This is a genomic window from Pseudoalteromonas sp. ABV4_021, from assembly GCF_056159365.1.
Window position 1 is genome coordinate 1,241,863 of sequence record NZ_JBSWVB010000001.1, and the last position, 15,845, is coordinate 1,257,707.

The following is a 15,845-nucleotide window of genomic DNA, read 5'->3' on the forward strand; positions in this document are numbered from 1 at the left end:
GGCTGCTTTTTTTATGTAGGTATCGACTGGATTGGTAAGTTAATGAGCATTACCGGTTGAATCCCTCACAACTAATTCAGGCGTAAAACAAATTGCCATTTTTTCTTCTTTGATTTTCGTTGGACGACTGTTTGCAAATAGCAGTTTCGCTGCTTGCGTAGCAATATCTTGGTTAGACTGATGTGCCGTTGTTAATTTTGGCCATGTTTGTTTTGAGAAGGGTGAATCCTCAAATCCTGTAATAGACAGTTGCTCAGGAATTCTAATATCCATCAAACGCGACGCGAATAATGCACCCGCCGCGATTTCATCGTTACAGGCAAAAATAGCGGTGACTTTTTCGTTATTCGCCATCAGTGCTTTAGCGCCTTCAACACCAGATTCAAACGAGTACTTACCAGGAAATATCAGCGTATCGTTTAGCGTAATATTATGAGCAGACAATGCGGCTTTGTAGCCCGCTAAGCGTTCAAGTGTTGATTTGTGTTCTTCTTCACCGGTAATAAATGCAATATGCTTGTGGCCGAGCGAAATTAAATGCTCGGTAATTTGATATGCAGCATCGTGGTCATTTACGAAAATGGCGTTAGACTTACTTTCTTTTTCGCTTGGTTCGCGGCCCGATAAAATGCGCACATAGTTAATGCCGATAGAATCAAGTAAATCTGTAACATCTTGACGCTCAGACAGAGGTGGCGTTAATACTAACCCCGATAAACGCGAGCGCTCGATCATGGTTTGAATTTCTTCTAGTACATTTTCGTCGGTACTGCTGCACGGGTGAATAAGTAGTTCGTAACCTTCTTCTTTACAGCGAGATAAAATACCATTTTGCATATCAATGACATAATAAGCATTTGGGTTGCTATACACGAGGCCGATAGCAAATGACTTGGTGCCTGCTAAACTACGCGCCGCTAAATTAGGTTTGTAATTTAATTCTTTAACAGCAGCCATAACCTTATCGGAGGTTTTTTTTCTAACAGAAGGCTCGTTGTTCATAACACGAGATACTGTTTTCATTGATACGCCGGCTAGGCGTGCAACATCATTTATGGTGACTTTCATATTGTTATTATATCTTTTGCTGATGAGCTTTGCGTAAAGCATGGGGTTAATAACACACAACGTATTATTCTAACTGTTTTTTTTTCAAGTCTGTAGCTATGTTTCATAATTTACACAATTAATATGATGTGATACCGGTGTCAAAAAGTTTAAATTGTCAATTGACAGCGTTGTCATTTTTACTTATTGTTAACCTAGACATTTTAATAAGTAGTAACTTTAGCAAGTGTTTAGCGAGTTTCAAGTTGCAAACACACGCTTAGGGTAAAGAGAGTTAGGTAGAGTATGAGTAGTCGTTCTTCTTTAGCAAGTTGGCAAACACTGGCAGGCCTTGCAAGTGATATAAAGCAACAGCACTTAGTTGATTTATTTGCTAATGATGCACAAAGATTTGAGCGTTTTTCCACGCAAATTGAGGGCGTTTTCTTCGATTACTCAAAAAACCTAATCACACAAGATGTTAAAAATGCGTTATTAGACCTCGCCAACGATGTTGATTTGGCATCATGGCGCGACAAAATGTTCACGGGCGAAAAAATTAATATAACCGAAAACCGCGCTGTGCTGCATACCGCTTTGCGTAAACGCAATAATCAAGCGGTGTATGTTGACGGCGAAAATGTGGTTGATGCCGTTAACGCAGAATTGAATAAAATCAGTGCATTTACCGAAAAAGTGCGCAGTGGTGATTGGCTAGGTTACACAGGTAAACGCATTACAGATGTTGTGAGCATTGGTGTTGGCGGCTCAAACCTTGGCCCGCAAATGGCGACAGAGGCACTTGCTGCCTACGCGGATGAAACGCTTAAAGTGCATTATGCTTCTAATGCCGACGGCATGCAGATCGCAAATGTACTGAGCAAAGTGAATGCGGAAACCACGCTATTTATTATCTCAAGTAAAACCTTTACCACATCAGAAACTATGGCGAATGCGAAAACAGCTGTTGCATGGTTGAAACAGGCTGCTGGTAATGACGATGCGGTTGCAAAGCATTTTGCCGCAGTGAGCACCAATTTAGAAAAAACCTCAGAATTCGGTATTAATCCAGATAACGTATTTACTATGTGGGACTGGGTTGGTGGACGTTTTTCAATGTGGTCAGCAATTGGTTTACCTATCGCTTTGTATCTTGGTTTTGATGCGTTTATTGAATTACTTGAAGGTGCATTTGAAGTTGATCAGCACTTTGTAGAAACACACTTTGAAAATAATATTCCTGTGCTGATGGCGCTTTTAAGCGTGTGGAATACTAGCTTTTTGGATGCACGAGCGCAGGCTATTTTACCTTACGACCAAAGCATGCATATGTTACCGGCATACCTGCAACAGGCAGAGATGGAAAGTAACGGCAAGTCAGTTACGTTTGGTGGCAAAACGATTGATTATACGAGCGTACCTCTTATTTGGGGTATGACAGGTATCAATGGTCAACACGCGTTTTATCAATATTTGCACCAAGGTACGACGATTGTGCCGGCCGATTTTATTGGTTCAATAAGGCCTGTGCGTGAGGTTAATAATCATCATGAAATTCTAATGGCAAACTTTTTTGCCCAAACCGAAGCCATGATGACAGGCGTTAGCAAAGCGCAAGTTGAAAAAGAATTAGCAAGCAAAGGCTTAAGCGAAGCGCGTATTGCTGAGCTGGTTGAGCATAAAGTACATCAAGGCAATCGTCCTACCACATCAATTTTACTTGATACCATTGATGCGAAGCATTTAGGCCGTTTAATTGCACTTTATGAACATAAGATTTTCTGTCAGGGCATTATTCTAGAAATTTGTTCATTCGACCAATGGGGCGTGGAATTGGGCAAAGGTTTAGCAAATGCTATTCAAAAAGAGTTAGAGACAGATGAGCAGCTCACACACGATAGCTCAACAGCTGGCTTAATTGCATTGTATAAAAATAAGCGAAAAAATTAAAAAGCGGTCAAATGTCAGGGTTAAGTTAATGGCATTAGCTTAGACTGCGCGGTTTTCAAAATGCCTTAGGCTGCTTTTAAACTGCAACAAATACCTTTGAACGGGTAGCACTGAGTTATTTGGAACGTCAATTGGTGAGAGAGTTGACGCTTCCAAACACTCTTATTTACCGGTTCAAATAGCAACTTGGTAAATGCAAGTTGAACGAAATCAAATAGTAAAAAATACCTTTGAACGGGTAGCGCTGAGTGATTTGGAGCGTCAATTGGTGAGAGAGTTGACGCCTCCAAAGCTCATATCCGTTTATAAAGCGAACTGAGTAGCGCTGAGTATTCAGGGGTAACAGTGGGTGAGAGCATTGTTACTCCTGAAAACTCTTTTCTTCATAGCCCCATTTGCGTGAGCAGTTACATACGAATTCAATATAAATTAGCAATTATAAATAGCTTACCCAAACGCTATTTAGTGCTAACATAACGAACTAAAAACACATTCTATATTGTACTTAACAACAAGTTACTAAAACGAAGAGAACAATTATGCTAAACCCATTCGATATCGTAATTTTTGGTGGTGGTGGTGATTTATCACTGCGTAAACTACTGCCTGCAATGTACCGTGCCTATCAAGAAGGAAACCTGCCGGAAGGGACGCGAATTCTGCCAACCGTTAGGGCATTAGCAAATGAACAAGAATTTGTTGATAAAGTACAAAGCAGCCTTAAGTCGTTTTTAGGTAAAGGCGAATATAACGCGAAAGACTGGAAAGCGTTTTCTGCGTTTTTAAAACCAATAGTTGTTAATGTTACTGAGCAAGACGATAACTGGTTACGTTTAAAAGAAATTTTAGAGTCAGACGCTGAAGACAAAGCGCGCGTGTTTTATTACTCATTACCGCCTGCGGTATATGGCCGTTGTAGCGAGCTTTTATCTGATAATCAGCTGATTACTAAATCAACACGTGTTGTGGTGGAAAAGCCAATTGGCTACTGCGGCGCATCAGCAGAAGAGATTAACGCGAAAATCGCTGAATATTTTAAAGAAAGCCAAATTTATCGTATCGATCATTACCTAGGTAAAGAGACAGTTCAAAACTTAATGGCACTGCGTTTTTCAAATGTGATGTTTGAAAATATGTGGGATGCAAAGTCGATTGATAATATTCAGATCAGTATTTCTGAAACAGTTGGCCTAGAAAGCCGCGCGGGTTTTTACGACAAAGCTGGTGCGCTTCGCGATATGGTACAAAACCACTTGTTACAACTACTGTGCCTTGTAGCGATGGAATCACCAAACAAGCTAACGGCTAAGAGCATTCGCACGGAAAAATTAAAAGTTCTTGAAGCTTTGCGTCCACTTGTAGGGGATGACGTTGAAGCAAACACCGTACGTGGTCAATACGTACCGGGTCAACTTGATGGCAAATTGGTACCAGGTTACTTAGAAGAGCTTGGTGAAAACAGCGAGACCGAAACCTTTGTTGCGATCCGCGCGCACATTGAAAACTGGCGTTGGGCTGGCGTACCGTTTTACCTAAGAACTGGTAAACGCATGAAGCAGCGTTGTGCTGAGATTATCGTAGAATATAAAAATGTATCTCATAACGTGTATGACGAATCGGTTGGCGGCATTGAGCCAAACCGATTAGTGATCCGCTTACAGCCGGAAGAAAGCATTCAGCTAACGCTAATGTCTAAGCGTTTAGATAATTTAGAAATGCAACTTGAGCCAGTAACGCTCGATCTTGATTTGTCTAAAAACTATGAAAATGGTTTCCATTCAGATGCATACAAGCGCTTAATGCTTGATGCTGCAGCAGGTAATGCATCACTGTTTATTCACCGTGATGAAGTACGTCAAGCGTGGGCGTGGATTGATCCAATTATTGAACAGTGGCAAACAGCGGGTATGCCAGCACTTTATCGTGCAGGTACGTGGGGCCCAGAAGATGCAGACGAGCTACTCGCTGAAAATAATCACGCATGGTACAACGCAGGGAATAACAAATAATGTCAGCCAATATTATTGAAAAGTTTTTTGATTCAAAAGATGCCTATAACACTGAATTAGGTGAAGATCTTGCTAAGTGTTTAACACAAGGTATTGAACAAGATGGCCGTGCTGTATTAATGGTATCAGGCGGTTCGTCACCAGCGCCGGCATATCGCTATTTAAGTGGTCTTGAGTTAGCGTGGGATAAAATTGACGTAGCTATGGTTGATGAACGTTGGGTTGAGCAAAGTCACGAGAAAAGTAATGAAGCGTTTATTAAATCAACGCTATTACAAGACAAAGCTGCAGCTGCTAACTTTGTAACCATGAAAAATCCAGCAGATAGTGCGCAACTTGCTCAAGCTGAGTGTCAAAACGCATATGCGGCACTTAAACAAAATTTTGATGTGACGATTTTAGGTATGGGACCAGATGGTCATACCGCATCACTTTTCCCACATGCCCAAGGTCTTGATAATGCGTTAACCACTTCTGATTTAGTCGCGGCAATAGATGCAATTAAAAGTGATGTAACAGGTGATATTACTGAGCGCATGACATTAACGCGTGCTGCTATTTTACAATCGAAAGTGATTAAGCTTTTGATAAGCGGTGAAGAAAAACTGGCAGTTTATAAAGAAGCCAAAGCTGGCGGAGAGGTTGCAGACATGCCACTTCGCGCTATTTTACAGCAAACAGAAGTACCGGTAGAAGTGTACTGGACAGCTTAATGTTCGCCTAAAATAGATTAAAAAGCCCAACTCAAGTTGGGCTTTTTTTGTTTAGAAAGCGTGACGCTTCAAAATAGCTCCGCGATGATCTATGGCAATTTTATAAGGCGTTTGAGAGACACCATAACGTTTAAAAATCGCATTTTCGCTATCCCAAATTACCGGCATTTGTAATTGATGGGTTTCAATAAAACTGCGTACATGGGCTTCGTTAACGTAGTAGCCACTGATCACAGCCAGATACAATTTACCTTGTTTAAATTGATTTTCAGCTAATTGCTTTAGGCTTGCCTCACAATCTGGAAAGTGTGGCATTGGGCACAAACTATCAAGAAATACCAACTCAAGCGTATTACGGGGTTTGAGCATTTTTATGGTATTGCCTAACGTTACGGTTTGCCCCGATAAACTTTCACGAACAAAATCTGAAAATTGTTCACCAACGGCAATATGATTTACCGGTGGTTGTTTTTTAAAGCGTGGTGAAGGCGCTTTTTTTAATAACTTGCTTTTGTAGTGTGTAAACTGAGCTTGGGAAATGTGTTGGTTTAATTTTAGATATGCCAATAGCGCAGCATCATCACCTTTAAACACAACTTTGTCATCCTGCTCAATAATATGAAACGGAGTTTGCCAAACGCCATATTGCCGCATTAACTTAAATCCTTTATCGATTTCAATGGATGCAAATTGCGCGTAGTAGCTTTTAAATTCAGCTAATTGATTAGGAGTTACATTGAGATCTTGTTGTTTATAGCTGACGCTATAGCTTTGTTGATTTAGCCACTCAATAAACACTGAATTTGCGCCATCATAATGTGCCCAAATATCCATAAACACCGTATGTTTAGTTGGCTCTTGTGTTTTTGTATACGCAGGGTTAGCAAAAAATAATAAGCCTAAAGTTACAACTAGGATGTGCAATGCTTTGAGTTGATTAAACATAGTTACTATTCCTTTTCTGGTAACGCAGTGATATAAGCGTCAATTTTGTCTGAGTGTAGAAAGCTCGTTAGTGCAACTTTGCCGCTTTGCTCGATTAAAATATGATAAGGCGTACCTAATACGCCAAAGTTTTGAGTGATTGCGCCGTTTGTATCAAACACTGTATCTAGCGACAGATTATTGCGATCAAAGTAGGCGTAAATATTGTCAACTGAATCATTAATGCCAACGTTCACCGTAATGATGGCGATTTTGTCACTATGGTTTTTATTTAACTCTGCTAGATGTGGCATTTCAGCTTGGCAATATTGGCACCATGTTGCCCAAAACTTGAGGTAAACGGGTTTTTCCTTTAGTAACTCGTTTAAGTTAATAGCCTCGCCTTTTAGGGTATGGCTAACTAAATAAGGTGCTTTGTCGCCAACCTTAAGCGGTGATGCAAACAAAGGGATAGCAAGAGTAAATAACACAAAAGCCAGTATATTTTTCATATTAATATCCTTAAAACGTGATTTGAAAATAAAAGTAAAGGGCCACACCAACCAGCAAGGCCGCCAATATGTATTTAAAGCCGTTAAGCCAAGGGCCGCTTTTTGGCAGCGAGTTCAAAACATTGGAAGAAATGCCTGCAATGAACAGTAAGGCACTTAATCCAAGTGCAAATGCGAACAAATAGATGGGGCCAACGAGTGGTGCTTGCTCAGTTGAAACATACATCAGTAACATACCAAGTACCGGCGAAGTGCAGGGCGCCATTACCAAGCCGGATAACCCACCACTAACAAATACATTGAGTGGCGCGTATGAACTGAATGAATTTTTGGCGAAAGAAAGCTGTGGCATGTTTATCCAGCCAAGCATCCATACAGCCATGACTAAGCAAAAACTACCCGCAATAAACAACATTGCAGGGTGGGTGGCGACACTGCCAAACAAATACCCCAGCTTAGCGGCGAAATAACCTAATAAACTGTAGCTAAGTGCAAGGCCTAACACATATAAACAAGTGTATGCTGTTGACTGGTAAACATTGTTTGCGTGCTGGCGTACCACAGCAACGGTAATTGGCAGCATTGGGTAAACACAGGGTGTTAGGCTAGTTAGTACGCCTGTCACAAATATTACTAGCACCACATACAGCGATGCTTTATCACTGACGAGGGCTTCTTGAATAAACATTTCCATACTGAGCTCACTTTAAAATTTTGCTTGCATCAGTGTTGCTGTTATTTGCCCCAAACCCTATTAAATCGATATAAAATCCATCTAAAATAAATATATTTATATATTTTTCAATGCATTAAGTTTTGGCTAGGCGTTTGTTAAAGGTTTTGTTTTGCTGTGCTTTGATTTATTATTTAGGCCTATTTTGATTTGTGGATGGATGCGCTGTTGTTTCGTTTTAGTGATTATGAATTTGAACCAGAAACAGGTTACCTAACGCGGCTGAGCGATGCCCAAAGTCAGCAGCCGGTGTTACTGCGAAACAAGGTTGCAAATTTACTGACTTATTTTTTGCAGCGCCCAAATGAACTAATTGCTAAAGAAACCCTACTTACACATTTATGGCAACATGGTGACTATCGCGAATCTGCATTAACGCAAAGTATTCGTGAGCTGCGTTTGGCCCTAAGCGATGATGCTAAATCGCCGCGTTACATTAAAACAATTCCACAACGTGGTTATCAGTGGATTTGCCCAATAACACATGAAGTAAATCAGGCGGGATCGAAGCATTCTGAACAGCCAGCAGCAAAAAATTCACAGACAGAAAAAACGTTAAACAAACCCTTACGCGTATGGTTTGTTGTGGGCGCTTTAATGTTAGTCGGGTTAATAGCAGCGGTTGGAATTTGGCAACCTAACAGCTTTAGTGTAGCTAACCATAGCGAACACCAAAACCAAGTGACATCACGTTTACGAGTTATGGTGCTGCCGTTTATTAACGATACACAACAGCCTAGCATGGCATGGCTAGAACATGGCCTGTCAGATATGCTGGCGGTTGATTTAAAGCGCTCTCAACGGGTTGATGTGATTTCTCCCTCTGAGGCACATTTATCGTTGTTAAAAAATGAGTTACCGTGGCCCGCAATGCCAGTACAAATACGTAACTTACTCGATAAGCTTGAGGCAAATGTCGCTATTTTTGCAAGTGTGCGCATGCATCAGCAAAAACAAGTTATCGACTTTCAGGCAATTTATTCCGATGGACGTATTAAACAGGGCAGTTTGAGCTATGACGAGTTAGCGTCTCAGATTGAAGTTATCTCGCAGCAGATCCTAGCAATGATAAACGCTCATAAACACAATAATAAAAAAGCGCGTCCTGATATTTCAGCTATGGCGATTGCACAAGGCATGCAAGCGTTGCAAACCACGGGTGCTTTTGATGCGATTAAGTATTTTCAAGCTGCGAACACCATATCGCAAACGAATTGGGCAAGCGCTTATTTGGCAAGAAGTTATATTGCTGTTGGAAAATGGTCACAGGCTCGCGCCGAATTTAGTAAAATTGGGCAAAACGACTTAAAAGAAGACCCACTACTCAATGCTTTTATCGCGTACTGGCAAGCAATTATTGCGACACGGCAAGGCAGTAGTAATCAACACGCTTTGATTGAGAAAAGTATTCACGCCAGTATCAACAGCCAAGACCCACAATTAATCGCTGAAAGTTATCGTTTGCAAGCGTCATTGGCTTGGCAAACAATGAAATGGCAGCAACATGATGACTTACTAAAAAAAGCAGCGAAGTTAACTGATGATTATACGGAGTTAGCCGCGACGGCAGATTCACTATTTTACTTAGGCCAGCCAAATAATGTGGGGCTAGAAAAAAGCCCATATAACGATTTAGCCAAAAATAAAGAGCGATTGACCAAGGCGCTGAGTTATTACCAAACTTTAGGCAATCTAGAAAAAGTCGCGGCGACACAATTGGCGATTGCACAAAACTATTATTTTGACCAAGAAAAACGTGAAATCGCTTTGCAAGATGCGTTAGCGCGCTTTACCGAGCTTAACTTACCGTATGAGTTAGCAATGGCAGAACTTTATGCGGGCTTTTATCATATGCAATTGCACCAAGGACAACTTGCTGAGCAGTATTTTAAGCAAGCAAAGCATGGGTTTGAAAAGCTAGGTGCCAAATCGGCGTTGCCGTGGGCTGATTTTTACTTAGCATTTTCCTATCTTGATCAAGGGCTAGATCAAAGTGAACAGGGCCGCCATGGGCAAAACCCTGAAATGCTTAAACGAGCGATTAATACGTTTCAGACACTATTACCGAAGACGCAATCGAATGTGATAAAAGCAAGCAGTTTTGTATTTCTTGCATGGGCATACACCGACTTACAACAGTTTGATAAGGCTAAGCACGCACTTGAATTAGCGTTAACCCACTCCAGCGATCCTGCGTTAATCTTAACAAATGAATACGCGCGTTATTCGTTAATGTATATTTACCTGCTACAAGACCAAGCGCAAAAAGTACTGGAAATAGAGAAACGCCCTTGGCGTACAAGATTACAAGCGGTTTATGTCGCCAAAGCGTATGCTGCATTAGCGCAATATAATAAGGCGGGCAACACGCTTAATGAATTAAAAGAAGTAATGCCGGGGTATTTCACAATACAAGATAACGACCTGCTTGAGGCTTATCGCAGACAAAATAGGGCAGGCAGCACCATGCTCGAACACACTCTGCCTAAAGCACATTCCGTTTATTGTGAAACAGATTGGTCGATTGATATCAGTAAACATGCTAACTAACAGTGCTCTAATCACTATCGTTTTACCAGTCATTTCTTGCGCTTATGTAAGCTGGGTGGCCATTGCTTGCTTCATGTAAAAGATTTATAAACTCGATGAATAACAAGGGTTGTTGTTTTTTAAAGCCTTTTTGCAGCGTCCTTTTATCGCTGCGCTTAATATGTTGTCTAGCAATCTAAGTGAATATAGAGCAAAGCTTGCACGCTCAGCTCACATCCCTTATCTGGATTTTGATCACAACAAGATAAAAGTTTGTGCAATAACTATTCGCCTGCGCTTTTTTGGTTTTCTACTGTGTTATCGCTTATTTATGGTGAGCAGCCAGACCGCGTTCTTGGCATTGTTTGAATATCGTGAAAATAAGCATTAAAGATTAATAGACTTTTCTGTAAAACCAGCTAGCCCACATCGCTGCTTTACATACTAATCACCGCCTTATCGCGATAATAGAGCAGAATTCATGTTTATCTGTGTAAACAACAATTCGATAAGCATGGCGTGGTTATTTTTTGACGATACGACAGGCTCGCTTACTGTGACTCAAACGCTTACTTTGTAACCTGATGTGTTTTGAAAAGCTCAATCATGGCTAATTTTGCGGAAAGATCGAAATAAGACTAGACAAATGACACCGGTGTCTTTATTATCCTTATTAACAAATGACAGCGCTGTCATTTGTTCCCCTTGTAAGTAATGTGAATTAAGATTTGAGGGCTCCACTTCTATCATTCTGCCCAGTGATAGGGGCCCTCAATTAGCTAACACAGAGTTAACCAACGTAACGTTTAAAAAGCGCTTTATCAGGCAATGTAATAATTGCCTGACATTTTTCTAAAATCGCTCCAAACATCTGATCCGACCTCCGCCTGATTAAACTTTTCTTACAGATTAAGCTTTACAGATAATATTTGCCGTGTGTTATAGTAAAAAGGTCGCTAGCCCCCGTATTTAGAGGGGGTTATGAAAATTTATTATTGCAAATGTAAATAGATTGTTCTTATTTGTTATATATAAATGAACGTGATTGTTTAAAAAATGCAAAAATAATTGTAGCGATATTGTAATTTTACGTGTAAGGTTTGTTATCAGATGACAACGCTGTCATCTTCACTGGGCAGAAAGTGAATTAAACCAAAACAAAATGATTCAAGGGGAATCCTGTGTTAGCTAAAAATTTCAAAAAAAGCTTATTAGCAGTTAACATCGGTTTAGCAATGGGCGCTGGTTTTTCAGGCGTAGCTGTTGCAGCTGATTCAGAAGTACAAGCAAAAGAAGATGTGGAAGTAATTGAGGTACGTGGTATTCGTCGCTCTCTTGCAGCATCGGTAAATACTAAACGTTTCGAAAACTCAGTTGTAGATGCGCTTACAGCTGAAGACATCGGTAAACTTCCAGATTCTGACGTAGGTCAGTCTTTAGCACGTATTCCGGGTATTTCTGTAAATAGAACATTCGGTCAAGGTAGTTCAGTTTCTATCCGTGGTACAGACCCACGTATGACACTAACAACGCTTAACGGCCAAAACGTTGCGTCAACTGGTTGGTATGACCAAATGAACATTGACCGTTCATTCAACTATTCAATGCTTCCACCTGAGCTTATCGGCGGCATGGAAGTTTATAAAACTTCTCAAGCGAATATTGTTGAAGGCGGTATTGGTGGTACGGTTATCGTTAAAACTCGTAAACCACTTGACCTAGATGCAAACACTATCTTCGGCTCAGTTAAAGGCGAATATGGTTCAATCAATGAAAATGTAGCACCTGATGTATCAGCGTTATACAGCTGGAAAAACGATGCTGAAACTTTTGGTGTTTTAGTATCAGGCGCTTACGTTGACCGTGAATATCTTCGTCGTGGTACAGAAGCAGATTTAGATTGGGGCGGACGTTCGTCTATTCAGCCTTCAAGTTTCCTACAAGAGCAAGAGCGAACGGCATTAAACGTAGCACTGCAGTATCGTCCAACTGATAATCTTGAGTTCGGCGCGTCAGTTATGATGTTAGAACTAGGTGCAGACAGCATCGGTGCAAACATGTACATCGAAACTGATACAGATTGGGGTGACGGTGAGTCAGTGTGTCAATCTAAAAACTCAGCTGGCGTTTGTACATACAGTGATACTCCAGAAAATGCAGCTTCTCGCGTATTCTTCCAAAACTGGGCTCGTCAAGGTGAAATGACATCTGACACAATTGAGCTAAATGCTAAGTACGAAGGCGATAACTACACAGTAAAAGCAGTGGCTGGTAGCACGAAAGCTGACGGTGGTACTCAAATGAGTGCAAACTTTGGCTACGGTTGGTGGGGCGATCGTTTCGGTGATGTTAAATGGGCTGGTGTAGTAGACGCAACAGGTAAAAAAGTTGATATTGATGGCCGTGACATGGGCTTCACTGTAGATCAACTTGATACTACAGTTGGTACATCTACGTGGACTGGTATTAAAGGTCCTAACTCAGATGAAGAAGTTTATGCACAAGTTGATTTAGACCTTGATGTAGATCTAGGTGCAATTAACAAGTTCAAAACCGGTATTCGTTACACGCAGCACGAATTCGAGCGCTTCCAATACAGTGCAGTATATGGCGACGGTGAAAATGTATTTAATACAAGCGATTTATACAGCGGCACAATGGAATTAGGTTCAGAAGGTTGGACTATTCCAAAAGCAAACCTAGACGCGATGATCAATTCAACAGTATCGCTAGTTGATGAGTTTGTATACTCACGCCCAGGTTACGGTAAAATTGAAGAAGATAACCTTTCTGCATACGCAATGTTTGAGTTCCAAAGTGACGGTTTACGCGGTAACTTTGGTGTACGTTATATTTCAACAGACGTAACGTCTAAAGGTCATTATATTGATAACTCACCGGCAGACAAATTAGGTACTAACGCAGGTTGGAGTACAGGTATTACTTCAGCTGAAGGTGATTACAGTGACTTCTTACCGAGCATCAATATTGCGTATGACCTATCAGAAGATATGATTTTACGTTTTGCTGCGTCACAAGCTATTACACGTCCTAACTATGACGCGCTATTCTTAGCAAGTCTTGATGGATACCCAGATGACCGTCGCGGCAACGAAAACATCACATACGGTAACCCTGCACTTGAGCCAATGAAAGCATCTCAAGCTGATATCAGCTTAGAATACTACTATGGCGACAGTAACTTATTTGCAGTGACTTTCTTTATGAAAGATATCAGCAACTTTATCGTAGGTACAACTGAAGACAATGTTGCTATCGGTGTAATTAACAACGATTTAGAAACGCCAGCTGATAGCTGGATCGTTAATAACTTCGTTAACGCGGGTGGCGGTACAATTGACGGTATCGAATTCCAACTGAACCATGCATTTGGCAACGGTTTTGGTGTGAACGCTAACTACACGTACTCAGACGCTGAAGCGCCTAAAGAAGTATACACAGATCAGCTAAGCGTTTTCTCTGAGTCGTCTAAGCACACAGGTAACTTAGTTGGTTACTGGGAAAATGAGACGTTCTCTGCGCGTGCGGCATACAACTACCGTTCAGAATATATGATCCGTGAATACGGTGCATATTATGGTAACCGTATGCACGATGATTACGGTTCGCTAGACCTATCATTCGGTTGGAATGCAACGGATAACATCGCAGTACGTTTAGAGATTGTAAACTTAACTGCTGAAGATGATATCCAATACGGTGCAGCATCAGGTACAGATTCTAATGTACAAGTTAAACCTTCACTTAAAGATGGCTTCCCAGTATGGTCATTCGAAGGTGAAACGACTTATAAACTTGGTGTGAACTTCACGTTCTAATTCATGTTTTTATAAAAACCCAGTATTGTTACTGGGTTTTTTTCGTTTTGGAGCACAAAAATGATAAAAAAGGTCGCTATTCTAGGTGGAGGCACTGCCGGCTGGTTAGCTGCAAATCATTTAGGGCATGCGCTTTCAGCAACTGATATTGAAGTTACACTTATCGAGTCAGAAGACGTACCGTCAATAGGCGTAGGCGAGGGCACAGTTCCATTTATTAAAGATACACTGCAAAAGTTTGGTATCTGTGAAGTTGATTTATTACTCAATTGTGACGCAACATTTAAGCAAGGTATAAAATTCACCAACTGGATGGATAAGAACCGTCACGGTGAATATAATCATTATTACCATCCGTTCGAATCCCCGTATCCAAATGAGTTTGATGTCACTAATTATATGCTAGGTGAGGGGAGTGAATTACGCTTTGATGATGTAACGATACAGTCAGCCGTTTGTGAGTTAGGATTAGCGCCGAAGCTTGTTTCTTCTGCACCTTACCAGGGCGTTCTAAACTACGCATATCATTTTGATGCCGCGAAGCTTGCATTATTATTAGCACGTAATGCCAAAGAAAGATTTAACGTTAAACATTTAAAAGCAACGGTTGAAAACGTACAACTTGATGATACCGGTAATGTAAAAGCAGTAACGAGTGTCTATGGTGATACACTTGCTTTCGACTTTTTTGTTGATTGTACGGGGTTTGCGTCACTACTGATTGATAAAGCACTTAACGTACCTTTTGTTAGTAAGGCGAATGAATTACTAACGGATAAGGCGCTTGTTAAACAAGTCCCCCTTAACCCAAAACAAGAGATTTTTCCATATACCAAAGCAACGGCACATCAGGCAGGTTGGATATGGGATATTCCGTTAACCACACGACGTGGCACTGGTTTTGTCTATGCAAGTGAGTTTATGAATGAAGATGACGCACACCGTAAATACGCACGCTACTTGAATTTAGATGCAGACAAACTTGATGTTAGAAAAATCGACATGGAAGTAGGCTACAGAGAAGTGTCATGGTATAAAAATTGTGTGTGTTTAGGCCTTGCACAAGGGTTTTTAGAGCCGCTTGAAGCGACTTCAATTTTATTAACCGATTTCACAGCAGATCTGCTTGCTAAGAACTTTCCAAAAAATCAATCTGATGCAGATGTGCTGCGCGGTGATTTCAATAAAGCTGTGACATATGCATGGGAAAGAACGACGGATTTTATCAAGCTACATTATTGTATTTCTGATCGTCAAGATTCTGATTTTTGGTTAAACAATCAATCATTGACGCACAGTTCTGAAGAACTTAAAACACGCTTAGCCAAATTTAAGATTAGACCACCGCACCGTCAGGACTTTTTCAGTCGCTTTGATCTTTTTGATGAAAAAAATTATCTCTATGTGCTTTACGGTATGCGTTACCCAACGCCTAAACCTCAATGTTCTGAGCAAGAGGTCAAGCTAAGTCGTGAACTATTGGCACGTAATAAAGAAATGCTATCGATGGCACAAGAAAAACTACTGTTAACGAATGAGTGGTTAACTAAGTTGAAGCAAGCGGCACGTTAATTTTACTTTAGAGGTTT

10 protein-coding genes are annotated in these 15,845 nt (G+C 40.8%); 6 read left to right on the forward strand and 4 right to left on the reverse strand.

The window, feature by feature from the left end; all coding sequences use genetic code 11:
• Positions 1–39: 39 nt before the first annotated feature.
• Positions 40–1,068 (reverse strand): LacI family DNA-binding transcriptional regulator, encoded by a 1,029-nt coding sequence (locus tag ACXAFE_RS05935; RefSeq protein WP_475149961.1) that lies wholly within the window; start codon positions 1,066–1,068, stop codon positions 40–42.
• Positions 1,069–1,353: 285 nt separating this feature from the next.
• Here ACXAFE_RS05935 and pgi point away from each other — a divergent pair, with 285 nt between their 5' ends.
• The 3 genes from pgi (at position 1,354) to pgl (ending at position 5,719) form a co-directional block, all read left to right on the forward strand.
• On the forward strand, positions 1,354–2,997 hold the full coding sequence (pgi, locus tag ACXAFE_RS05940; protein ID WP_475149964.1) for a glucose-6-phosphate isomerase: 1,644 nt from the start codon (positions 1,354–1,356) through the stop codon (positions 2,995–2,997).
• A 539-nt stretch (positions 2,998–3,536) separates the two neighbouring features.
• Positions 3,537–5,006 (forward strand): glucose-6-phosphate dehydrogenase, encoded by a 1,470-nt coding sequence (zwf, locus tag ACXAFE_RS05945; RefSeq protein ID WP_475149966.1) that lies wholly within the window; start codon positions 3,537–3,539, stop codon positions 5,004–5,006.
• Positions 5,006–5,719, forward strand: a complete 714-nt coding sequence (gene pgl, locus ACXAFE_RS05950; RefSeq protein ID WP_475149971.1) for a 6-phosphogluconolactonase — start codon at positions 5,006–5,008, stop codon at positions 5,717–5,719. The genes zwf and pgl overlap by 1 nt, the downstream gene beginning before the upstream one ends.
• A gap of 51 nt (positions 5,720–5,770) precedes the next feature.
• Here the strand turns inward: pgl and ACXAFE_RS05955 are convergent, their stop codons facing one another.
• Genes ACXAFE_RS05955 through ACXAFE_RS05965 form a run of 3 tightly spaced genes read right to left on the reverse strand, consistent with a single transcriptional unit; the run spans position 5,771 to position 7,849 of the window.
• Complete coding sequence (locus ACXAFE_RS05955; RefSeq protein ID WP_475149975.1) at positions 5,771–6,664, reverse strand: peroxiredoxin family protein; 894 nt, start codon at positions 6,662–6,664, stop codon at positions 5,771–5,773.
• Positions 6,665–6,669: 5 nt separating this feature from the next.
• Positions 6,670–7,155, reverse strand: a complete 486-nt coding sequence (locus tag ACXAFE_RS05960; protein WP_475149981.1) for a TlpA family protein disulfide reductase — start codon at positions 7,153–7,155, stop codon at positions 6,670–6,672.
• 10 nt (positions 7,156–7,165) lie between these two features.
• On the reverse strand, positions 7,166–7,849 hold the full coding sequence (locus tag ACXAFE_RS05965) for a cytochrome c biogenesis protein CcdA (protein ID WP_475149987.1): 684 nt from the start codon (positions 7,847–7,849) through the stop codon (positions 7,166–7,168).
• A gap of 207 nt (positions 7,850–8,056) precedes the next feature.
• Between ACXAFE_RS05965 and ACXAFE_RS05970 the strand changes: the two genes are divergently transcribed.
• From ACXAFE_RS05970 to ACXAFE_RS05980, 3 genes are all read left to right on the forward strand, one after another.
• Positions 8,057–10,438 (forward strand): winged helix-turn-helix domain-containing protein, encoded by a 2,382-nt coding sequence (locus tag ACXAFE_RS05970; RefSeq protein ID WP_475149991.1) that lies wholly within the window; start codon positions 8,057–8,059, stop codon positions 10,436–10,438.
• Positions 10,439–11,598: 1,160 nt separating this feature from the next.
• On the forward strand, positions 11,599–14,256 hold the full coding sequence (locus ACXAFE_RS05975) for a TonB-dependent receptor (protein ID WP_475149996.1): 2,658 nt from the start codon (positions 11,599–11,601) through the stop codon (positions 14,254–14,256).
• Between the two features lie 60 nt (positions 14,257–14,316).
• Positions 14,317–15,828 carry a tryptophan halogenase family protein gene (locus ACXAFE_RS05980; RefSeq protein ID WP_475150001.1) on the forward strand — a complete coding sequence of 504 codons (1,512 nt, stop codon included), beginning with the start codon at positions 14,317–14,319 and terminating at the stop codon, positions 15,826–15,828.
• The last annotated feature ends 17 nt before the right edge of the window (positions 15,829–15,845 follow it).

Excerpts from the sequence above, each read along its gene's own strand:
- ACXAFE_RS05935 (WP_475149961.1), bottom strand. The coding sequence starts at position 1,068 with ATGAAAGTCACCATAAATGATGTTGCACGCCTAGCCGGCGTATCAATG.
- pgi (WP_475149964.1), top strand. The coding sequence starts at position 1,354 with ATGAGTAGTCGTTCTTCTTTAGCAAGTTGGCAAACACTGGCAGGCCTT.
- zwf (WP_475149966.1), top strand. The coding sequence starts at position 3,537 with ATGCTAAACCCATTCGATATCGTAATTTTTGGTGGTGGTGGTGATTTA.
- pgl (WP_475149971.1), top strand. The coding sequence starts at position 5,006 with ATGTCAGCCAATATTATTGAAAAGTTTTTTGATTCAAAAGATGCCTAT.
- ACXAFE_RS05955 (WP_475149975.1), bottom strand. The coding sequence starts at position 6,664 with ATGTTTAATCAACTCAAAGCATTGCACATCCTAGTTGTAACTTTAGGC.
- ACXAFE_RS05960 (WP_475149981.1), bottom strand. The coding sequence starts at position 7,155 with ATGAAAAATATACTGGCTTTTGTGTTATTTACTCTTGCTATCCCTTTG.
- ACXAFE_RS05965 (WP_475149987.1), bottom strand. The coding sequence starts at position 7,849 with ATGGAAATGTTTATTCAAGAAGCCCTCGTCAGTGATAAAGCATCGCTG.
- ACXAFE_RS05980 (WP_475150001.1), top strand. The coding sequence starts at position 14,317 with ATGATAAAAAAGGTCGCTATTCTAGGTGGAGGCACTGCCGGCTGGTTA.